We start from the raw sequence: 21,377 nt of genomic DNA on the forward strand, positions 1-21,377 counted from the left end.
CCGCTCGAAATTTACCGTCAAACTCAAAGGGTAGATATGAGTTCCACAACAGATGCCCCCGGGGCTGTCGAAGGCCAGGAAGAGCCCTCGCGCCGCGATTTCATCCATCTACTGGCCGGTGGCGCCGCCGCTGCGGCTGGTATCGGCATTGCCATTCCGTTGATCCATCAAATGAACCCTGATGCGTCGGTGCGCGCGCTGGCAACGAAGGAAGTCGATATCGGCGCCGTCGAGGTGGGGTCCGGCATCAAGGTGATGTGGCAGGGCAAACCGGTGTTCATCCGTCACCGGACGGAACGCGAGATCGAGGAAGCCCGCGCCGTGCCGCTGACGGCCCTGAAGGATCCGATCGCCCGTAACGAAAATCTTGGCGGCAGCCCGGAAGCGACCGACGATAATCGCGTATCGAGCGCCGAATGGATGGTCGTGCTGGGTGTGTGTACCCATCTCGGCTGCGTGCCGCTCGGGACCGACGAAGGCGACAACAAGGGCGACTATAATGGCTGGTTCTGCCCCTGCCACGGGTCGCATTACGATACGTCCGGCCGTATCCGCAAAGGGCCGGCACCGCAGAATCTTGACGTTCCGCCCTATACGTTCCTCACGGACACGACGATCAGGATTGGTTAGGAGAGGGTAAGAGAATGAGTCACGAATCCACCTACGTCCCCAATAGCGGCTTTGAGCGCTGGCTGGACAAACGCCTTCCCCTGATCCGTTTCGGCGATGACTTCATGGGGTTCCCGACGCCGAAGAACCTGAACTACTGGTACACTTTCGGCGGCATCCTGACGCTGTGCCTGATGATCCAGATCATCACCGGCGTCATCCTTGCCATGCACTATACCGCGCATGAGGATTATGCCTTCTGGTCCGTCGAGCACATCATGCGTGACGTCAACTTTGGCCATATTATCCGCTATGCCCACTCCAATGGCGCATCGATGTTCTTCATCGCCGTCTACATGCACATGTTCCGGGGTCTGTATTATGGTTCCTACAAGGAGCCGCGCGAGGTCATCTGGATCCTCGGCGTCGTCATCTTCCTCTTGATGATGGGCACCGCCTTCATGGGCTATGTCCTTCCCTGGGGCCAGATGTCGTTCTGGGGCGCGACGGTTATCACCTCGCTGTTCGGTGCCATCCCGGTCGTCGGCGAGTCGATCAAGACGCTGCTCTGGGGCGGCTATTCCGTCGACAATCCGACGCTCAACCGCTTCTATGCGCTGCATTATCTGCTGCCGTTCCTGATTGCCGGCGTCGTCGTGCTGCACATCTGGGCGCTGCACGTGCCGGGCAATACCAACCCGACCGGCGTCGAGATCAAGAACGTCAAGAAGGACACCGTGCCGTTCCACCCGTATTACACCGTCAAGGACGGGTTTGCGGTGGTTCTGTTCCTGATGCTGTTCGCGGCCTTCCTGTTCTTCATGCCGAACTCGCTTGGCCACCCCGATAACTATATCGAGGCGAACCCGCTGGTGACCCCGGCCCACATCGTGCCCGAATGGTACTTCCTGCCGTTCTACGCGATGCTGCGCGCGATCACGTTCGATGTGTTCTTCATCACGTCGAAGCTTGGCGGTGTGCTCGTCATGTTCGGTTCGATCATCATCCTGTTCGTGCTGCCATGGCTCGATCGGTCGAAAGTGCGCTCCATGCGCTATCGTCCGTGGGCGAAGATGTGGTTCTTCATCTTCGTGGTGAATGCCATCTTCCTTGGCTGGCTCGGCGGTAAACCGGCAGAGCAGCCCTATATTCTGCTCGCCCAGATCGGGACGCTCTATTACTTCGCCTATTTCCTGGTCATCCTGCCGGTCCTGTCGATCGTCGAGACGCCCAAGCCGCTGCCGAAATCCATTTCGGAAGACGTGCTGGCGAAGAAGAAAGCTCGCATGAAAAAACCAGCCGCCGAACTATCCGGCGGCATCGCCCAGCCGGCGGAATAAGACTGAGAGACCGAAACAATGAAAAAATTTCTCAAGACACTGACGGCTGTCACGCTCCCGCTCATGATGATCGGCGGCACGGCCCACGCTGCGGGCGGCGAGACCAAGCCGCTGAAGCATCCGCACTTTGCCTTCGAGGGGGTCACCGGCTCCTATGACCAGGACGCGCTGCAGCGTGGCTTCCAGGTCTATCGAGAGGTCTGCGCGGCGTGCCACTCGCTCAACTATGTCGCTTTCCGCCATCTCGGCGATCCGGGCGGTCCATACTATATGGACGAATGCCCGGTCGGCGTGCCGGAAGGCGTCGATTGTTCGAACCCGAACAATAACCCGGTCATCAAGGCGCTCGCTGCCGAGTATATGGTCGAGGATGGTCCGGACGATGCCGGCGACATGTTCATGCGCCCCGGCCTGCCATCGGACTATTTCCCGTCGCCCTTTGCCAACCCGCAGCAGGCGATGGCTGCCAATGGCGGCTCGATGCCGCCGGACATGTCGCTGATCGCCAAGGCCCGTCATCACGGCCCGCAATATGTCTATTCCCTGCTGCTGGGCTATGAAGAACCCCCGGCCACGATCACCGTTCCGGCAGGGACCCACTACAACGTCTACTATCCGGGCGACACGACCTCGCTCCTGAAGGACGAGTATCTCGACGAGGAAGGCCAGCCGCTGGACAGCGTCGAGGTTCCTTACGGTGGCGCATTCAAGATGGCGGCCCCGCTGCGCGACGGCATGATCTCCTATGCCGACGGCTCCGACGAGACGGTCGAGCAATATTCCTATGACGTCGCCAGCTTCCTGATGTGGGCGGCAGAGCCGAAGATGGAACAACGCAAGCAGATGGGTATGGTCGTTTTCATCTACCTCTTCATCCTCGCTCTCATCGTCTACTTCTCCTACAAGCAGCTTTGGAAGAACGTGAAAGATACGGATTAATCCGTCCGTGACTGACCGGGAATTGAAGGCCGCAGGCATTTGCCGCGGCCTTTTTTCTTGGCAGGATCGGCAAAAGAGAAGGACCTGGCCATGAGCGACAAAACGGTACTCGGCTTTATCGGCGGCAGCGGGATCTATGCCGTCGACGAAATGGACGATGTCGAGCTGAAGCAGGTCGAGACCCCTTGGGGCAAGCCATCGGGGCCCGTCGTCACCGGCACGCTTGCGGGTGTCAGAGTCCTGTTTTTACCGCGCCACGGTCCGGGCCATGCGATACCGCCGTCCGAGGTCAACTACCGCGCCAATATTGCCGCTCTGAAAATCCTCGGCGCGACCGATGTCATCTCCGTCTCCGCCTGCGGATCGTTCCGGGAAGAGCTGTCGCCCGGCACATTCGTCATCGTCGACCAGTTCATCGACCGCACCCATGCCCGCGCGAAGAGCTTTTTCGGCACCGGTCTCGTCGCCCATGTCTCGATCGCCAGACCGGTCTGCCCGAAGCTCGCCGATGCGCTCGAGGCCGGGTGCCGCGAGCTGGAAATCCCGGTCGTGCGCGGCGGAACCTATCTGGCCATGGAGGGCCCGCAATTCTCCTCCAAGGCAGAGAGCCATCTCTATCGCTCCTGGGGCTGCGATGTCATCGGCATGACCAACATGCCGGAGGCCAAGCTCGCGCGGGAGGCGGAGCTGCCCTATGCCAGCGTCGCCATGGTCACCGATTACGATTGCTGGCGCGACGACATCGCCGACGTGGAAGTAACCAACGTGCTCGAGATCCTGCAGCAGAATTCACAGAAGGGCAGGGCGCTGATCAAAAGCGTGGCGCCGAAGCTTGGACCGGACCGCACGCCATCGCCGCTCGGTATAGAGACCTGTCTCGACTTCGCCCTGATCACGCCGCCCGACGCGCGGGATCCGGCCATGGTCGAGAAGCTGAAGGCGATTGCGGGACGTGTGCTTGGCTAGCGGATGCCTAGATCAACCTGCATTCAAATGGAATCATTTGAATGCAGAAAAGTTGATCGCTTCCAGAGTGTTAGAGCAGCTCCTCTGCGTCCATCCGGACGCAGGCTGCTCTAGAATGGCAACAATTCCGGGTGCAGCAGGAAGGTGAGGACGATCCCGCCAAGCGCGCCGCCGAGATGGGCCTCATGGGCGACATTGCCCTTCCGGTTCATGACGATACGCGAATAGAGGATATAGATTACCGCAACGGCAATCGCCGGGATCGGCACCAGCCCGAGGAAATACAGCATGCTGAACGGTGCGAAGGTGCAATAGGACAGAAGCACGCCGGACACGGCGCCCGATGCGCCGAGGGATGAATAGTCCCATTTGTTCCAGTTGAGCATCAGCGAGGCGCCCTTGGCCGCGAGTTGCGAGCCGAAATAGACGATCAGGAAATCCGCCGTTCCCAACTCGCGCTCGACCGCGACGCCGAACATGAACAGCACATACATATTGACGAGCAGGTGCAGGATCGAGCCATGCAGGAAGGAAGCCGTGATCAGGCGATACCATTCGCCGTGCGCGCGCAGACGCTGTATCGAGAACAGGCAGCGGTTGAGGAATTTGCGATCGACATAGAGGGCATAAAGGCTCACCGCCACATTGATGGCGATGAGCGTGAAGACCGCAGGCGCTGATGCGACAAAGCCCATTCTGGCGGCCCTAGTTGGCGAAGCGGAAATGCATGACATCGCCGTCCTGCACTATATATTCCTTGCCTTCGAGGCGCAGCTTGCCCGCTTCCTTTGCGCCAGCCTCGCCATTATTGGCGACGTAGTCGTCATAGGCGATCGTCTCTGCCCGGATGAAGCCCTTCTCGAAATCGGTATGGATCACCCCGGCGGCCTTCGGCGCTGTCGCGCCGACGGGAATTGTCCAGGCACGGGCCTCTTTCGGTCCTGCGGTGAAATAGGTCTGCAGATGCAGCAGGTCATAGCCGGTGCGGATCATCCGGTTCAGGCCCGGTTCCTCGAGGCCCAGCGTCGCCAGATATTCCGCCTGCTCATCATCGTCGAGCTGGGCGAGTTCCGCTTCGATCCGGGCGGAGATGACCACTGTCTTGGCGCTCTCCTCGGCGGCGCGAGCCTCGACCTGGCGGGACAAGTCGTTGCCGTTAGCCGCCGAGTCCTCATCGACATTGGCAACGAACAGGACCGGCTTCTGGGTCAGCAGCTGCAGGCCCTTCCACGCCTTGCGATCGTCTGCGTCGATCGCGACCGAGCGGGCCGGGCGCCCTTCGCGCAGGGCTTCCAGCGCCTTCTCGACGAGCACGATGGCGGCCTTGGCATCCTTGTCCTGACCCTTCGCTTTCTTCTCCAGCGCGGGCAGGCGCTTCTCGAGGCTTTCGAGGTCGGCGAGCATCAGCTCGGTTTCGACGATCTCGAAATCCTCGATCGGGTTGATGCGGCCCGAGACGTGGGTGATGTCGTCATCCTCGAAACAGCGCAGCACATAGGCGACGGCATCGACCTCGCGGATAGTGGCGAGGAACTGGTTGCCGAGGCCTTCGCCCTGGCTCGCACCCTTGACCAGCCCGGCAATGTCGACGAACTGCATGCGCGAGGGGATGACCTCGGCTGATTTGGCGATCTCGGCCAGCTTGAACAGGCGCGGCTCGGGGATCGCGACATCGCCGACATTCGGCTCGATCGTGCAGAACGGATAGTTTTCCGCCTGCGCTGCAGCCGTTTTTGTCAGTGCATTGAAGAGTGTCGACTTGCCGACATTGGGCAGGCCGACGATACCGCATTTGAAACCCATGGTCTTTCGTCCTTGTTGTCATTCCGATCCGAACAGGCCCTTGAGCTTGTCAAAGGGGCCGGCCGGTTTTTTCTGTTTGCCGTCAGGCTGACGAGACGGCGTGCTGGCGGCGTTGGCCGTCGCATCCATGCCTGCCGGCGATCTGTCTGCTTGGTGCGTCTCTGCCCCGCCGGTCTTCCTTGGCGGGTTCAATCGCAGAGCGACGCGCGACATGAAGCGGGCATCGGCATCATTGCGCGCGCCCAGGAGCGGCGCGGCGTCGGCGCAGGCGTCGATCATGTCGTCGACCCAGTCGTTCCGCTCGGCCTTGGAAAAATCACCGAGCACGTAATGCAGCACACGGTTCTTGTCGCCAGGATGGCCGATGCCGACCCGGGCGCGGCGGAAATCCCCGTCCAGATGCGCGGTGATCGATTTCAGCCCGTTATTGCCGGCGGTGCCGCCGCCGGTCTTCATGCGCAGCTTTGCGGGCGCAAGGTCAAGCTCGTCATGGAAGACGACAATGTCCTCCGGCTCGATCTTGTAGAATTGCGCGGCCTCGCGCACGGCGCGGCCTGAGTCGTTGTAAAAGGTCTGCGGTTTCAGGATCAGCGCCTTGATGCGCTCGCCATGGCCATCGAGCAGACCTTCGGTGACGAGCCCGGAGAACTTCGTGCGGGCAGGGGGGAAGTTGTAACGCGCGGCAATGGCATCGGCGATCATGAAGCCGATATTGTGCCGGTTGCCCGCATATTTGTCTTCCGGATTGCCAAGCCCGACGATCAGCAGCATCGCATTATTCCTCAGCTCTCAAGAGGCGGATATCAAAAAAGCAGACCCTGCGGCCTGCTTTTCTGTGTTCGGTCATTTCAGGCCGCAAGGCAAGAGATGGTGGCAATATGCCGACCCGGCTGGGAACAGGCCAGAGCCTATTCCTCCTTGTCGCCGTCTTCCTCTTCGCCGACGACCGCGACTTCGTCAGCGGCGATGGCCTCTTCAGCGTCCGCGTCTGCCTGCGACCTCATCGAGGACGGGGCGGAAATGGTGGCGATGGTGAAATCACGGTCGGTGATCGTCAACTCGACGCCTTCCGGCAGGGTGACGGCGGAAATGTGGATCGAATCGCCGACTTCGTAACCGCCGGCGGCAAGGTCTGCTTCCAGCGCTTCGGGGATGGAAGTTGCCGGCGCGATAACCTCGACCGTGTGGCGGACGATATTGAGAACGCCGCCTGCTTTCAGGCCCGGGCAGGTTTCCTGGTTGAGGAAGTGCATCGGCACTTCGACATTGATACGGGTCTTCTCGGAAACGCGCATCAGGTCGACATGCAGCGGCAGGTCCTTGACCGGGTCAACCTGGATCGCACGGCCGATAACGGATTGTTCCTTGCCATCGACGACGATCTTCGACAGGACGGAGATCAGCTTGCCCGTGTTGTAGGCTTTCAGCACTTCGTTATAGCGCAGCTTGATGTTCGCAGGCTCCTTGTCGCCGCCATACAGGATCGCAGGGACCCAGCCATCGCGGCGAACGGCCCGCGAGCCACCGGTGCCAGCACGCTGGCGCAATTCACAAGTCAAAACAGCTACATCATCAGACATTGGTCTAATCCTTTTAAAGCGCCCTCCGTACCAGAAACAAGGCCGCCCGGCTGGGCGGCCACTTTCCGTTCGCGGCAGGCAAGAAATAAATCGAGCGCGCTCTATACACGCGAGCCGCCTTGTTGGCAACACTGCAAACGCCCTGAATCACGCCTGAATCGGCCCGGAAATCCGGCTGCCGGCGAGGGCGTCGCGGCCACGGCCCGGACGCCGGTTGAGCGCTCGCGGGGACCGGCTCTCCCCGTTTGCTGCCGGGCTCGGGCGGCCTGCAGCTGCCTGTTGATGGCGGCGCGCAGGGCCTCTGCCTCTTCAGTGTGCCCAAGCTGTGTCAGGCGGGCGGCTGTTCCGTCATGCGCAACGCAGCAGTGTCGTAACCGCGCTGGCTGGCGGCTGTGCGCATTTCCTCCAGCTTTAGCGCGCTGATCTGCGGCGTGCGGGCGAGAATCCACAGATACCGCCCGTCCGGCGAGCCAACAAGCACTGTCTCATATGCCGGGTCGAGATAGAGGATCCAGTAGTCGCCCGACGCGAACGGTACCCAGGCCGGGGCGAACTTGACCTTCAGTTTCGAATTCGAGCTGCCGTCGACGACACGGGCAATGCCTTGAGCGATCTCTTCGGGCCCGTCAACGGTGCCCTGGCGGCAGGTATTGGTGACATCGACCTTGCCATCCTCGCGGAGGGCGTACGCGGCGGTCACGCCCTCGCAGCCTTCCTCGAAGGAATTGGGAAAGCGGGCGATTTCATACCATAGCCCCTGATAGCGGTTCAGATCGACCGAGGCCTCGGTTTGCGGTGGTGCCTCACCCGCGCGGTTCACCGGTGGCCGGTTACAGGCCGACAGCAACGCGGTCGCGGCAAGAAAGAGAATGAGGGTGCGCATCGCGAAATCTCCTTTTACACAGCAAGAAAATAGGGTTTGCCGGCCCCGTGGCGAGCCCTTACACCCGGTGACGTGCCAGAGCGGGGTTGAGACTACGTCCAAAGCCGCTTATTTCTGTGGAAAGTCTTATGGCGTGAGCTGGCAGGACGTTTGCAAAGCCTTAACCAACGCATCTCGATAAAGACAGATCATTTCTAGAAAGCCGCTATCCTGCGGCCATATTCCCGGAGCCTCCCGATGAAAGACCCTCATGACATTTACATGAACACGCTCGTACCAATGGTGGTGGAGCAAACGAGCCGCGGCGAGCGGTCCTACGACATCTATTCGCGGCTTCTGAAAGAAAACATCATTTTCCTGTCCGGCCCGGTGCATGACCAGGTATCGACCCTGATTGTTGCCCAGCTGCTGTTCCTGGAAGCGGAGAACCCGAAGAAAGACATCAATTTCTACATCAACTCGCCAGGCGGTTCGGTCACGGCCGCGCTCGCCATGTATGACACCATGCGCTACATCCGTCCGGCCGTTTCGACCATGTGCATCGGCCTTGCCGCATCCGCCGGATCGCTCCTGCTGTGCGCCGGCGCAAAGGACATGCGCTTCTCGCTGCCGAACAGCCGCATCATGGTCCACCAGCCATCTGCCGGCTTCCAGGGCCAGGCTTCCGATATCGAGCGTCACGCCAAGGATATTCTCGAGACGAAGCGCCGCCTGAACGAAATTTATGTGGAACATACCGGTCAGGACTACGAGACTATTGAACGCACGCTCGACCGTGACCACTTTATGACCCCGCAGGAGGCCAAGGATTTTGGCCTGATCGACAAGGTCCTCGACCGGCGCGAGCAGCCCGCATCCAGCGAGTAGGCGGGAAAAGGCGAAAAATGGCGGGGTATGTCCAGTGTGACAAATTCCCGCCGCTTTAAACCTTATATTGATGAGTAAGATTGAAAATAGCCGGTACGTATTGCGTGAGTGGCACTAATCATGCAGATTTTGTGACACTGACCATTTTCTAGAAAGACCGGCAAAGGAGTAGCCTGTGAGCAAAGTTGGCGGCAAAAGTTCCGGCGGTAACGGCGACAATAAAAACACCCTGTATTGCTCGTTCTGCGGGAAAAGCCAGCATGAGGTCCGTAAACTCATTGCCGGCCCGACAGTCTTTATCTGCGACGAATGCGTCGAGCTCTGCATGGATATCATCCGGGAGGAGTCAAAGTCCTCGCTGGTCAAGTCCGGCGACGGTGTCCCGTCCCCGCAGCATATCCACAACGTGCTCGATGATTACGTGATCGGCCAGGCGCACGCCAAGCGCGTGCTGGCGGTTGCTGTGCACAACCATTACAAGCGCCTGAACCACGCCAGCAAGAACAATGACGTGGAACTGGCCAAATCCAACATCATGCTGGTCGGTCCGACCGGATCGGGCAAGACGCTGCTGGCGCAGACGCTGGCGCGGATTCTCGATGTGCCCTTCACCATGGCCGATGCGACGACCCTGACCGAGGCCGGCTATGTCGGCGAGGATGTCGAGAACATCGTCCTGAAGCTGCTGCAGTCTGCCGATTACAATGTCGAGCGGGCCCAGCGCGGCATCGTCTATATCGACGAGATCGACAAGATCTCGCGCAAGTCCGATAATCCGTCCATCACCCGCGACGTGTCGGGTGAGGGCGTGCAGCAGGCGCTGCTGAAGATCATGGAGGGCACCGTTGCCTCCGTGCCGCCGCAGGGCGGGCGCAAGCATCCGCAGCAGGAATTCCTGCAGGTCGATACCACCAACATCCTGTTCATCGTTGGTGGCGCCTTTGCCGGCCTCGATAAGGTCATCGCCGGGCGCGGGGCAGGGGCCTCGATCGGCTTCGGTGCCCAGGTCAAGGAAATCGACGAGCGCCGCATCGGTGCGATCCTGCGCGAGGTAGAGCCGGAAGATCTGCTGAAATTCGGGCTGATCCCGGAATTCGTCGGTCGTCTGCCGGTCATCGCGACGCTGGAAGACCTCGATGAGGAAGCCCTGATCAAGATCCTGACCACGCCGAAAAACGCTCTGGTCAAGCAGTATCAGCGTCTTTTCGAGATGGAAGACGTCAAGCTCGCTTTCTCCGAAGACGCCCTGAAGGCGATCGCAAAACGGGCGATTGCCCGCAAGACCGGGGCCCGTGGCCTGCGCTCGATCATGGAAGGCATCCTGCTCGACACCATGTTCGACCTGCCGACCCTGGAAGGAGTCGAGGAAGTGATGATCAATGGCGAGGTGGTCTACGGCAATGCCCAGCCGCTTTACATCTATTCCAAGAATTCCCGCGACTCCAAGGAAGTGGACGCCTCGGCATAAGCTTGCCTCGCGGTATTCGTCAAAAAGGCCGGGCCGGCGATATCAGAAGGCGGGCCCGGTTTTTTGCTTCATGGCCGGCTACCGGTCACAAATTCGTTTGGAAGCGCCCTGGCCGCTGTCGCAGTTCTTGAAATGTGCCCGTCAGTCGCCATTTCCATTAAAGTCGAACCGCAAGCGTGCCATTTCAGTCACTGACGGCTGGTTTCCCGGCACGATGTTTCCACATAATGTAGAAATACCGTTTGCAAGCGGTGCGACGCTTAGCACACTGCCGGTAGCGCTTCGAAGAAGGCCCGGCACCGACTGCCGTAAGGAGTAATTCATGTCTGAATCCAAGACTTATCCCGTATTGCCGTTGCGCGACATTGTGGTCTTCCCCCACATGATCGTGCCGCTTTTCGTCGGCCGGGAAAAATCTGTCCGTGCCCTCGAAAACGTCATGCAATCCGATAAGGAAATCCTGCTGGTCGCGCAGAAAGACGCGACCGATGACGATCCGAAGGCCGACAACATCTACGAGATCGGCGTTGTCGCCAAGGTGCTGCAACTACTGAAGCTGCCCGATGGCACTGTGAAGGTGCTGGTCGAAGGCGGCACCCGCGCAAAGATCACCGGCTATACCGGTCGCGAAGAATTTTTTGAGGCCGAAGCCGAGGCCCTTGCCGAGGACGAGAGCGAAAGTGCCGAGATCGAGGCGCTGGCCCGCTCGGTCAACGCCCAATTCGAATCCTATGTGAAGCTGAACAAGCGCGTCCAGCCGGACGTGATCGTCTCCGTCACGCAGATCCAGGAACCATCGAAACTGGCCGACACTGTCGCCTCGCACCTCAACATCAAGCTGTCTGAAAAGCAGGAACTGCTGGAAATCATTCCGGTCACGGAGCGCCTTGAGGCCGTCTATTCCCTGATGGAAGGGGAGATGAGCGTGCTGCAGGTCGAGAAGAAGATCCGCAACCGCGTCAAGCGGCAGATGGAGAAGACCCAGCGCGAATATTACCTCAATGAGCAGATGAAGGCGATCCAGAAGGAGCTTGGCGAGACCGATGAAGGCCGTGACGAGCTGTCCGAGCTGGAAGAGCGCATCGAGAAGACAAAACTGTCCAAGGAAGCCCGCACCAAGGCTGAAGCAGAGCTGAAAAAGCTGCGCCAGATGTCGCCCATGTCGGCGGAATCGACGGTTGTGCGCAATTACCTCGACTGGATGCTGTCGATCCCGTGGGGCACGAAAGCAAAGGTCAAGAAGGACCTCGATGCTGCCGAGGAAGTGCTGGATACGGATCATTATGGTCTTGAAAAGGTCAAGGAGCGCATCCTCGAATATCTCGCGGTCCAGAAACGCACCAACAAGCTGAAAGGCCCGATCCTGTGCCTCGTCGGCCCGCCGGGCGTCGGCAAGACCTCGCTTGGCAAGTCCATCGCCAAGGCGACGGGGCGTGAATTCGTCCGCGTCTCCCTGGGCGGGGTGCGCGATGAGTCCGAGATCCGTGGTCACCGCCGGACCTATATTGGCTCCATGCCGGGCAAGATCATCCAGTCGATGAAAAAGGCCAAGAAGACGAACCCGCTCTTCCTGTTGGACGAGATCGACAAGATGGGCCGCGACTTCCGTGGCGACCCCGCATCGGCGCTGCTCGAAGTGCTCGACCCGGAGCAGAACAACACCTTCTCCGACCATTATCTCGAGGTCGATTATGACCTGTCGGACGTCATGTTCGTGACGACCGCCAACTCGCTGAACATGCCGCAGCCGCTTCTGGACCGGATGGAGATCATCCGCATTCCGGGGTATACGGAGGACGAGAAACTCGAGATCGCCCGCCGTCACCTGATCCCGAAACAACTGGAAAACCACGGCATCAGGGAAGGCGAGTGGCATATCACCGACGACGGTCTCATTGGCCTGATCCGCTACTATACCCGCGAGGCGGGCGTGCGGAACCTTGAGCGCGAGATTGCCAATCTGGTCCGCAAGGCCGTGCGGGAATTCGAGCAGGGCAAGAGCGAAACCGTCGAGGTCAGTGGCGCAAATCTCGGCGATTATGCCGGGGTCCAGAAATACCGCTATGGCGAGATCGACGGCGATGACCTTATCGGCGTGGTGACCGGGCTTGCCTGGACGTCTGTCGGCGGTGACATCCTCAAGATCGAGGCGGTAAAGATGCCGGGCAAGGGCCGCATGACCCCGACCGGCAATTTGAAGGAAGTGATGAAGGAATCCGTCTCGGCGGCGGCATCCTGGGTGCGCTCGCGCTCGACAGTCTTCGGTATCAAGCCGCCGGTGTTCGACAAGACCGACATTCACATCCACGTGCCGGAGGGTGCAACGCCGAAGGATGGTCCGTCCGCCGGTGTTGCGATGGCGACCGCCATCGTCTCGGTGCTGACCGGGATTCCGATCCGCAAGGATATCGCCATGACCGGTGAGATTTCCCTGCGCGGCCGCGTCCTCGCCATTGGCGGGCTCAAGGAGAAACTGCTCGCGGCTCTCAGGGCCGGAGTGACGACCGTGCTGATCCCGGAGGAAAACGAGAAGGATCTCGCCGACATTCCGGACAACGTCAAGAAGGCGCTGGAGATCATCCCGGTGAAGACCGTCGATGAGGTTCTCGGCTATGCCCTGAGGGGCAAGCTGACGCCGATCGAGTGGAACGAAGAGGAAGAGCCGATGAAGCCGGCAACGCCTGCGGGCGAGCCGGATGAGCCCGGCCCCGTCGTCGTCACCCATTAGTCGCAACTACCGACAATTGAACCGGCCCTTCGGGGCCGGTTTTTTTGTCGTGAAAGGCCCCCGGCCGGCGATGTGCCAATCGGCTCTCTTGCCGATTTGGCCTGCTTCCTCTATGGCCTGAAATCATGAGCCAGAGCGTATCCGACACCCCGACAAAGCCCCTTGACCCGGAAGATTGCCAGACCATGGAAGAGGTCAGGGCAGGGGTCGATGCCCTCGACCGCGAACTGGTCGCGATGCTTGTCCGCCGGCAGGGCTATATGGAGGCTGCGGCCCGCATAAAGCCTGGGATTGAGGACGTCCGGGTGCCCTGGCGGATCGAGGATGTGGTCGCCAAAGTGCTCGCCGAAGCCCGGATTCTGGGGCTTTCGGAACGAATCGCCGAGCCGGTTTGGCGCGTTTTGATCGAACAGTGCATCGAGCACGAAGAAAATGCCTGGCGCACACACCGCGCGTGAGGCTTTATTTATCCAGCAAAAGCAATGAACTAGCCTGAAACCCGCATGAATGCTGCGTTGCAGGACGTTCAGCATTTGACGGCGGTGCCCCGCGGCCCATAGTAGTGGAGCTTCTATTCTACCACTCAAGCCACCATAGAAAGGGGAGGCCAATGAATAAGAACGAGTTTATCGATCGGGTAGCAGACCTGTCCGGCATGACGAAAGCCGATGCCGGCCGTGCCGTAGATGCCGTATTCGACGCGATCACCGAGACCCTGAAGAAGGGCGACGATGTCCGCCTCGTCGGCTTCGGCACATTCTCCGCTGCAAAGCGTGCTGCCCGTGACGGCCGCAACCCGCGCACCGGCGAAACGATCAAGATCCCGGCCTCCATCCAGCCGAAATTCTCCGCTGGCAAGGGTCTGAAAGACGCCCTGAACTAGGCGCGATTTTTTTGCCGCGCGTGCGCGATTGTCCGCTTGATCCGGACGCCGCCCCGCGCTATAGCACGACGCTCACCAGCAATGGTGAGCGTTGTTGTTTCTGACGACGACACGACCCGGACAGCCTTCGCGGTTGTCATCAATGGGGGCGATTAGCTCAGTTGGTAGAGCGCTTCGTTTACACCGAAGATGTCGGCAGTTCGAGCCTGTCATCGCCCACCATTCCCGGTTGCTCTGACGGAAGCAGGAAAAATCGATCCCGCAAACCGCTTTTAAGCGGAATGCCCCGACAGGGGCCTTTGCCAGTAGGCATGCGCCGATCACCCGACGATCCCGAATCCGATATCTTCAGGCTCGGTGGCGGCCTGTATTTCCACACCCTCGACCCGGGCCGCTTGCGGGCCGTCCTGCAGCAATACGATCACTTCGTCGATCATTCGGGCCGAGCCGCTGAAGACCGCGCTGACAGAGCCGTCAGCCTCGTTCCTGACCCAGCCCGATAATGCACGCGATTGGGCCTGCTGGCGCGTCCAGGCGCGAAAGGAGACGCCTTGAACCTTGCCGGTAATCCTCGCTGAAACGGTTTTCGTATCGGGGCTCATGATGTACTGACAGCGGTCGCAGGCGGATCATTCCGCCGCACCCCGACGGATTGTGTTTGTTCTGTATTTGTTCCATCCTGCCCTTCCGGCGGCAGAGGAGTGCGGACATGGCGGCACAGACGATCATCGACAAGCTGAAGATCCTGGCGGACGCGGCGAAGTATGATGCCTCCTGCGCCTCGTCGGGCAGTGCCAAGCGAAATTCCCTGCAATCGGGCGGGATCGGCTCGACCGAGGGGATGGGCATCTGCCATGCCTATGCGCCGGACGGGCGCTGTATCTCGCTGCTCAAGATTCTGATGACCAATTTCTGCATCTATGACTGCAGCTATTGCATCAACCGCGTCAGCAGCAATGTCGAGCGGGCGCGTTTCTCTCCGCAGGAGATCGTGCGGCTGACCCTCGACTTCTACAAGCGCAACTATATCGAGGGGCTGTTCCTGTCGTCCGGCGTCATCCGCAATGCCGATTACACCATGGAGCAGATGATCGAGGTCGTGCGCACCCTGCGCGAGGAGCATCTGTTCCAGGGCTATATCCATCTCAAGACCATCCCCAATGCCGACCCGATATTGCGGCTTGAGGCGGCAAAGTTCGCCGACCGGGTGTCGATCAATATCGAACTGCCCAAGGACCAGTCGATCGACCGCTTTGCGCCGGAGAAATCCGGCACCGAAATCCGCTCGGCCATGGCGCATATGCGCACCCATCTCGATGACGAGGCGGACAAGGCCAAGACCGCGCTCAAGCGCCGGGTGAAGGCGGCGAGCCCGGCAGGCCAGTCGACCCAGATGATCGTCGGCGCTGATGCCGCCAGCGATGGCGATATCCTCAGGACCAGTTCCAGCCTCTACGCCGGTTATGGGCTGAGGCGGGTCTATTATTCTGCCTACAGCCCGATACCGGATACCTCCGCGCACCTGCCGCCGGTCAAGACCCCTTTGATCCGCGAGCACCGGCTCTACCAGGCCGACTGGCTGATGCGGTTCTATGGCTTCGAGATCGACGAGATCGCCGGGCCGCACAGGCCGATGCTCGACCTCGATATCGATCCGAAACTCGCCTGGGCGCTGGCGGCGCGGGACCGGTTCCCGGTCGATATCAACCGCGCAGACCGGGAGACGTTGCTGCGCGTGCCGGGCCTCGGCGTGAAGGCGGTCAATCGCATTATCGCCGCGCGCCGCCATGGCCGCCTTCGATATGCCGACCTGTCGCGGCTGGTGCAGTCGGTCCGCAAGATCGCGCCCTTCATCGTGACCGGCGACTGGACGCCGGGCGGCATGCTCGATGCCGCCGACCTGCGCGCCCGGCTCGCCCCGGCACCGGAGCAGTTGTCGCTGTTATGATCCGGGTGCCCCTCGACAGTCCCAATGATGCCGGCGAGTGGCGGGAAAAAGCGCGGCTGCTTTGTTCCCATGACATACCGCCCGACCAGGCAATCTGGACCGCACCGGGCATGCCGGATGGCGATCTGTTCGGCAGCGGCTTGCCACCGGAAGAAATCGGCAGCTTCAAGGTCAGCGTGCCCAAGATCTTTCCCGATCTCCTGAAAAGAGCAATTTGTCATTCCGATCCGACCCGCTTTACCTTCCTCTACCGGATAGCATGGCGGCTACAGCGGGAGCGGGGATTACTTTCCAATCCGGGCGATGCCGACACGGTTGAGCTGCACAAGCTGATCAAGTCGGTCAGTCGCGACTGCCACAAGATGAAGGCCTTCGTTCGTTTTCGTGACATTGGCATGGAGGCGGGGCGGGAGCGCTTTGCAGCATGGTTCGAGCCTGACCATCATATCGTCGAACTGACCGCGCCATTCTTCATGCGCCGCTTCGCCAATATGGACTGGGCGATCTACACGCCCCGGCGTAGTGTGGCGTGGGATGGCAGGACGCTCATATTCGGGCCCGGCGCGACGCGGGACAGCGTGCCGGCCGAGGATGCGGTCGAGGACCAGTGGAAGGCCTATTATGCCTCCATCTTCAACCCGGCCCGGGTCAAGGTAAACGCCATGACCTCCGAAATGCCGAAGAAATACTGGAAGAACCTGCCGGAAGCGGCGTTGATCCCCGATCTCATCGCCGGGGCACAGGCCCGTGTTACCGCGATGCAGGCGGCGGGGCCGTCGGTGCCCAATCCGCAGACGGACAAGTGGCGCGAGAAGCGGGCGCTGGATGAAGACAGCGGGCTGCCGCCGATGGGGGCATTGCATCGCCAACTTGCCCGTTGCCGTGCGTGCGCGATCGGCGAGTGCGCCACGCAAGCGGTTAACGGCGAGGGGCCGCTCGATGCCCGGCTGATGATCATCGGCGAGCAGCCCGGCGACGAGGAAGATCTGCGCGGCCGGCCTTTCGTCGGCCCGGCGGGCCAGCTGCTCGACAAGGCGCTGGGCGAGGCCGGTATCGACCGGCGCGAAGTCTATGTGACCAATGCGGTCAAGCACTTCAAATATTCCCTGCGCGGCAAGCGGCGCATCCACCAGCGCCCGACCGCCGGCGAGATCAGCCAGTGCCGCGACTGGGTGCGGCGCGAGATCGCGATCGTCCAGCCGCAACTGATCCTGCTGCTCGGCGCGACGGCCGCCTATAGCGTGCTCGAGACGCGCAGGCCGATGCGGGAGCTGCGCCAGTCGCTCTGGACCTATGGCGCGGTTCAGGTCGCGATCACCGTCCACCCGTCCTATCTTCTGCGTCTGCCCGACGCGGACCAGGCCGCCGCCTATGATGCCTTTGTCGGCGATCTTGGCCGTATTTCCCGCCTGCTTGGCAGGGCTGCAAGGGCCGGCGCGCGGCCGTCAGCGCCCGTGGCGGTGCCCTGACCAAAGACTTCAATCCTCCTGGAAAAACCCTATATGGTGCCGAAGACCAGTCAGGGGCATTATATGCGCGAACCAAACCACGAGGATTTCTATCATATCGCCATGGAGGCCTATGGCCGCCTGCCGACACCGTTCCGCAAGCTTGCCGACGACATCACCATCCGCGTCGAGGATTTCGCCGAGCCTGAAGTGCTGGCCGATCTCGATATCCCGGACGCGTTCAACTTGCTCGGCCTCTATCACGGTGTCGACGTGACCCGCAAAAGCCTGTGGGACCTGAACGTGCAGAACGACATGATTTTCCTCTATCGCAAGCCGATCCTCAACATGGCGCGCCATTCCAGCGACACGCTCGAACACATCATCGAGCATGTGCTGATCCACGAGATCGGCCACCATTTCGGCCTGTCCGACGACGACATGCACGCCCTTGAGGACGAGGCCGATGGCGAAGAGATGGACTAAGTCTGCATCGCCTATCTGTTCTTGCGATTCTCGATCAGCGTGTCAACGATACCCGGATCGGCGAGCGTCGACGTGTCGCCCAGCGCGCCGTAATCGTTCTCGGCGATTTTCCTCAGGATACGGCGCATGATCTTGCCAGAGCGTGTCTTCGGCAGGCCCGGCGTGATGTGGATATGGTCCGGCTTGGCGATAGCGCCGATTTCCTCGCGCACCTGCGCAACCAGCTCCTTGACCAGATCTTCGCTTTCTTTCTTGCCATGCTTGAGGATGACATAGGCATAGATGCCCTGACCCTTGATGTCGTGCGGATAGCCGACGACCGCAGCCTCTGCCACGGCCTTGTGGGCGACGAGGGCGCTTTCGATCTCGGCCGTGCCCATGCGGTGGCCGGAAATGTTCAAGACGTCATCGACGCGGCCGGTGATCCAGTAATAGCCATCCTCGTCGCGCCTGGCGCCGTCGCCGGTAAAGTACAGGCCGGGATAGGTCGAGAAATAGGTTTCGACGAAACGGTCGTGGTCGCCATAGACGGTGCGCATCTGGCCGGGCCAGGAGCCGGTGAGGACGAGATTGCCATCCGCTGCGCCTTCGATGAAATTGCCCTCATTGTCGACCAGGGCCGGCTTGATGCCGAAAAACGGTTTCGTCGCCGAGCCGGGCTTGAGATCGGTGACGCCGGGCAGGGCGGTAATGAGGATACCGCCGGTCTCGGTCTGCCACCAGGTGTCGACCACCGCGCAGCGGGCATCGCCCACGACATTGTAGTACCACATCCACGCTTCCGGGTTGATCGGCTCGCCGACCGTGCCGAGCAGACGCAGGGACGAGCGGTCATGCTTCGTCACCCATTCATCGCCCTCGCGCATCAGGGCACGGATCGCGGTGGGGGCGGTGTAGAAGATCGAGACATTGTGCTTGTCGACCACTTCCCAGCAGCGGCCGGCATCGGGATAAGTCGGCACGCCTTCGAACATCAGGGTCGTTGCGCCATTGGCCAGCGGCCCGTACACGATATAGGAATGCCCCGTGATCCAGCCGACATCGGCGGTGCACCAGAACACTTCGCCCGGCTGATAGTCGAAGACCTTTTCATGGGTCAGCGATGCGTAGACCATGTAGCCGCCGGTCGTATGGAGGACGCCCTTGGGTTTTCCGGTCGAGCCTGACGTGTACAGAATGAATAGCGGGTCTTCGGCGTTCATCGGTTCCGGCGGGCAGTCCGGGTGCACATCCATCAGGACGTCGTTGAGGATATGATCGCGCGAGCCTTCCAGCTCGATGTCGATACCGGTATGGCGCCAGACAAGGACGGTGCGCAGGTCGACACCCTTTTTGGCCAGCGCCGCATCGACATTCTTTTTCAGCGGCACTTTCTTGCCGCCGCGCAGGCCTTCATCGGCGGTGATCAGCGCGGTGGCGCCGCAATCGATGATGCGCGAGGCAAGCGCCTCTGGTGAGAACCCGCCAAAGACGACCGAATGCACCGCGCCGATGCGGGCACAGGCGAGCATGGCATAGGCCGCTTGCGGGATCATCGGCATGTAGATGATGACGCGGTCGCCCTTCTTGACGTTTCGGGCCTTCAGCGTATTGGCGAAGCGGGAAACGTGGCCGTGGAGCTGGTTATAGGTGATGTGCTCTGAAACGGACGGGTCGTCGCCCTCGAAGATGATTGCCGTCTCGTCGCCGCGGGTGGCGAGGTGCCTGTCGACGCAATTGTAGCAGGCGTTGAGGACGCCATCCTCGTACCATTTGATATGCATGTCGTCCTTGTCCCAGGAAACGTCGCTGATCCTGGTCGGCGCCTTGATCCAGTCGAGGCGGCCCGCCTGCTCGGCCCAGAACGCCTGCGGCTCGTCGATGGAGCGGTGATAGTCGGCGTCGTAGTCGGCGGGGGCATAGCCGGACTTTGCCGGGGGCAGGCTGGCGGCAGTGATCTTCTCTTGCGACATGTCTCGTCTCCTCCGGGATTCCTTGTGAGGTGTTATTGAAAGAAACTAGTTGCCGGGCAAGGGGTGTCGAGCGGAAAGTGTCAGTCGCAAATGCAGCGGTCACCGCCAGACAATGTCTGCGGTGTTCCATAAACGAGGGGGCCCGTGCATGGCGGCCATCGCCTTTGAAATAATAAAATGACTGGCATAGCTCTCGCCATGCACGGCGGCGTTCGATGCGGGGCCAAATTGCATAGCTCTCCCGCCCACGGGCTACCGTGGGACGCCGTTCGAAAGGACGATGCAAAGCTGTGCACACCCTCGCCAGTTACTCACCGTAACCTTCGGCCTTCCGAAACCTGATGCGCTGATGCTCCGTGCAGGTTACACATTGCGATCAGCGCCTCCACCGGGTCCTCACCCGGCTTGGGGAGGAGAATAGGCGGGCCGGCAGGCGCGGGGATAAATATTTTTAAGGACCATCAATCGGCCGCTGCAGGGGGGTCGACGGGCGTTGACGTGTCGAATTCGATGCGGAAATAGCGGCCCGGGCGGGCCATTTCATAGGCGAACAGGTTGGAAACGGGCCGGACCTCGATCGCCCAGATGTTCTGCTTCGACTCCGGAATGCCCTCGCGGTCGAAGATCTCTTTTGTTGCCTCGTCGGCGGGGAAGTTCTGGCGCGAGCCGCTATTGCCGTCATCCGTCGCCGCGCCGCCATACATGGTGATGGCGTCGGGCGTGCCGTCCTCGTGGCGGTGGTCATGGCGCAGGGCGAGCCTGCCGCCTTCGTCGTGCAGGATCCAGGTGCGCGAGGCATCCTCGCCGACATAAAGCGGGATACGGATTTCGTCATCGTTGCAGTCGCGCACATGCATGATGATGCGCTCGGCGCGCCAGTCGTCATCCTGCGGATCGGTGCTGACGATGGTGCCTTCATAGGCCTTGCCGCAGAGCTGGGAGAGGCGGCCCATGAATTCCGAGCGCGCGACGGATTGCCCGTCGCAGGCGGGCAGCAGCAGAATGCAGAGGAGGGGGAGAAGTCTGATCATGTTTCGCGGGCTTTCTTCAGGGCAAGTTTGGCTTTTTGCAGGGCAGTGCGGGTCTGGTCCCAGGCGAGGCGGGACAGGGCCTCGGCGAAGGGCACGAATTCCGCCTCGTCGGCGTCGTCGGCAGGCAGGGGATCGCCGGAGACCCATTCGGCGACATAGTCGATCAGCAGGTAATGGGCCTCGCCGATCCTTTGCGGGCGCGCTTCGAACACGTCGATCAGGCCGATGACCCTGATCTCGCAGCCGGTCTCTTCCCTGACTTCGCGGGCGACGGCATCGGCGAGGGGCTCGCCATAGTCGAGCTTGCCGCCGGGAATGGACCAGTGGCCTTGCAGGGGCGGGCGGCCGCGCCTGACGACGAGGACGTCGGAGCCCTTGAACACAACGGCACCGACAGCGGCGATGATCGGTCGATTTTCACTCATGAGGGCGCTATAGCTGATTGC

At 60.9% G+C, this 21,377-nt stretch carries 21 protein-coding genes and 1 tRNA gene; 13 read left to right on the forward strand and 9 right to left on the reverse strand.

Going from position 1 to position 21,377, the window contains the following annotated elements:
• Nucleotides 1-36 precede the first annotated feature (36 nt).
• The 4 genes from petA (at nt 37) to IEV88_RS02585 (ending at nt 3,854) form a co-directional block, all read left to right on the forward strand.
• Nucleotides 37-630, forward strand: coding sequence for a ubiquinol-cytochrome c reductase iron-sulfur subunit (gene petA, locus IEV88_RS02570; RefSeq protein WP_188159722.1), 594 nt, complete (start codon nt 37-39; stop codon nt 628-630).
• A 14-nt stretch (nt 631-644) separates the two neighbouring features.
• Nucleotides 645-1,949, forward strand: a complete 1,305-nt coding sequence (locus IEV88_RS02575) for a cytochrome b (RefSeq protein ID WP_188159723.1) — start codon at nt 645-647, stop codon at nt 1,947-1,949.
• An 18-nt stretch (nt 1,950-1,967) separates the two neighbouring features.
• Nucleotides 1,968-2,888: a cytochrome c1 gene (locus tag IEV88_RS02580; RefSeq protein ID WP_188159724.1), complete on the forward strand. Its 921-nt coding sequence runs from the start codon at nt 1,968-1,970 to the stop codon at nt 2,886-2,888.
• A 90-nt stretch (nt 2,889-2,978) separates the two neighbouring features.
• Nucleotides 2,979-3,854 (forward strand): S-methyl-5'-thioadenosine phosphorylase, encoded by an 876-nt coding sequence (locus IEV88_RS02585; protein ID WP_188159725.1) that lies wholly within the window; start codon nt 2,979-2,981, stop codon nt 3,852-3,854.
• 110 nt (nt 3,855-3,964) lie between these two features.
• On the opposite strand, the gene IEV88_RS02590 is transcribed toward IEV88_RS02585, so the two are convergent.
• The 5 genes from IEV88_RS02590 to IEV88_RS02610 all read right to left on the reverse strand — a co-directional run bounded on the left by IEV88_RS02590 (nt 3,965) and on the right by IEV88_RS02610 (nt 8,120).
• A complete protein-coding gene (locus IEV88_RS02590) occupies nt 3,965-4,549 on the reverse strand; it encodes a rhomboid family intramembrane serine protease (protein WP_188159726.1) in 585 nt (194 codons plus the stop codon).
• 10 nt (nt 4,550-4,559) lie between these two features.
• Complete coding sequence (gene ychF, locus IEV88_RS02595; RefSeq protein ID WP_188159727.1) at nt 4,560-5,657, reverse strand: redox-regulated ATPase YchF; 1,098 nt, start codon at nt 5,655-5,657, stop codon at nt 4,560-4,562.
• A gap of 18 nt (nt 5,658-5,675) precedes the next feature.
• Nucleotides 5,676-6,428: an aminoacyl-tRNA hydrolase gene (pth, locus tag IEV88_RS02600; protein ID WP_188159728.1), complete on the reverse strand. Its 753-nt coding sequence runs from the start codon at nt 6,426-6,428 to the stop codon at nt 5,676-5,678.
• 137 nt (nt 6,429-6,565) lie between these two features.
• Nucleotides 6,566-7,237, reverse strand: a complete 672-nt coding sequence (locus IEV88_RS02605) for a 50S ribosomal protein L25/general stress protein Ctc (RefSeq protein WP_188159729.1) — start codon at nt 7,235-7,237, stop codon at nt 6,566-6,568.
• Between the two features lie 328 nt (nt 7,238-7,565).
• Nucleotides 7,566-8,120, reverse strand: coding sequence for a lipocalin family protein (locus IEV88_RS02610; RefSeq protein WP_188159730.1), 555 nt, complete (start codon nt 8,118-8,120; stop codon nt 7,566-7,568).
• A gap of 237 nt (nt 8,121-8,357) precedes the next feature.
• On the opposite strand from IEV88_RS02610, the gene IEV88_RS02615 reads away from it, so the two are divergent.
• From IEV88_RS02615 to IEV88_RS02640, 6 genes are all read left to right on the forward strand, one after another.
• Nucleotides 8,358-8,987 (forward strand): ATP-dependent Clp protease proteolytic subunit, encoded by a 630-nt coding sequence (locus IEV88_RS02615; protein WP_188159731.1) that lies wholly within the window; start codon nt 8,358-8,360, stop codon nt 8,985-8,987.
• Nucleotides 8,988-9,162: 175 nt separating this feature from the next.
• Nucleotides 9,163-10,455, forward strand: coding sequence for an ATP-dependent Clp protease ATP-binding subunit ClpX (gene clpX / locus IEV88_RS02620; RefSeq protein ID WP_188159732.1), 1,293 nt, complete (start codon nt 9,163-9,165; stop codon nt 10,453-10,455).
• Nucleotides 10,456-10,777: 322 nt separating this feature from the next.
• The gene (gene lon / locus IEV88_RS02625) at nt 10,778-13,183 is read left to right on the forward strand and encodes an endopeptidase La (protein ID WP_188159733.1); all 2,406 of its coding nucleotides are present in this window, start codon (nt 10,778-10,780) and stop codon (nt 13,181-13,183) included.
• Nucleotides 13,184-13,308: 125 nt separating this feature from the next.
• Complete coding sequence (locus IEV88_RS02630) at nt 13,309-13,641, forward strand: chorismate mutase (protein WP_188159734.1); 333 nt, start codon at nt 13,309-13,311, stop codon at nt 13,639-13,641.
• A 152-nt stretch (nt 13,642-13,793) separates the two neighbouring features.
• The gene (locus IEV88_RS02635) at nt 13,794-14,066 is read left to right on the forward strand and encodes an HU family DNA-binding protein (protein ID WP_155137434.1); all 273 of its coding nucleotides are present in this window, start codon (nt 13,794-13,796) and stop codon (nt 14,064-14,066) included.
• A gap of 146 nt (nt 14,067-14,212) precedes the next feature.
• Nucleotides 14,213-14,288, forward strand: a tRNA-Val gene (locus IEV88_RS02640).
• Nucleotides 14,289-14,386: 98 nt separating this feature from the next.
• Here IEV88_RS02640 and IEV88_RS02645 read toward each other — a convergent pair.
• Complete coding sequence (locus IEV88_RS02645) at nt 14,387-14,668, reverse strand: acylphosphatase (protein WP_188159735.1); 282 nt, start codon at nt 14,666-14,668, stop codon at nt 14,387-14,389.
• Between the two features lie 107 nt (nt 14,669-14,775).
• Between IEV88_RS02645 and IEV88_RS02650 the strand changes: the two genes are divergently transcribed.
• The 3 genes from IEV88_RS02650 (at nt 14,776) to IEV88_RS02660 (ending at nt 17,948) form a co-directional block, all read left to right on the forward strand.
• Nucleotides 14,776-16,014, forward strand: a complete 1,239-nt coding sequence (locus tag IEV88_RS02650; RefSeq protein ID WP_188159736.1) for a putative DNA modification/repair radical SAM protein — start codon at nt 14,776-14,778, stop codon at nt 16,012-16,014.
• Nucleotides 16,011-17,483, forward strand: a complete 1,473-nt coding sequence (locus IEV88_RS02655; protein ID WP_188159737.1) for a UdgX family uracil-DNA binding protein — start codon at nt 16,011-16,013, stop codon at nt 17,481-17,483. Before IEV88_RS02650 ends, IEV88_RS02655 begins: the two co-directional genes overlap by 4 nt.
• A 63-nt stretch (nt 17,484-17,546) precedes the next feature.
• Complete coding sequence (locus tag IEV88_RS02660) at nt 17,547-17,948, forward strand: metallopeptidase family protein (protein WP_188159738.1); 402 nt, start codon at nt 17,547-17,549, stop codon at nt 17,946-17,948.
• Between the two features lie 11 nt (nt 17,949-17,959).
• Here the strand turns inward: IEV88_RS02660 and acs are convergent, their stop codons facing one another.
• From acs to IEV88_RS02675, 3 genes are all read right to left on the reverse strand, one after another.
• Nucleotides 17,960-19,900 carry an acetate--CoA ligase gene (acs, locus tag IEV88_RS02665; RefSeq protein ID WP_188159739.1) on the reverse strand — a complete coding sequence of 647 codons (1,941 nt, stop codon included), beginning with the start codon at nt 19,898-19,900 and terminating at the stop codon, nt 17,960-17,962.
• Between the two features lie 461 nt (nt 19,901-20,361).
• Nucleotides 20,362-20,931, reverse strand: coding sequence for a hypothetical protein (locus tag IEV88_RS02670; RefSeq protein ID WP_188159740.1), 570 nt, complete (start codon nt 20,929-20,931; stop codon nt 20,362-20,364).
• A complete protein-coding gene (locus IEV88_RS02675) occupies nt 20,928-21,356 on the reverse strand; it encodes an NUDIX hydrolase (RefSeq protein ID WP_188159741.1) in 429 nt (142 codons plus the stop codon). The genes IEV88_RS02670 and IEV88_RS02675 overlap by 4 nt, the downstream gene beginning before the upstream one ends.
• Nucleotides 21,357-21,377 lie beyond the last annotated feature (21 nt).

It is taken from the genome of Aquisalinus flavus (assembly GCF_014640095.1).
Lineage (GTDB): Bacteria > Pseudomonadota > Alphaproteobacteria > Caulobacterales > Parvularculaceae > Aquisalinus > Aquisalinus flavus.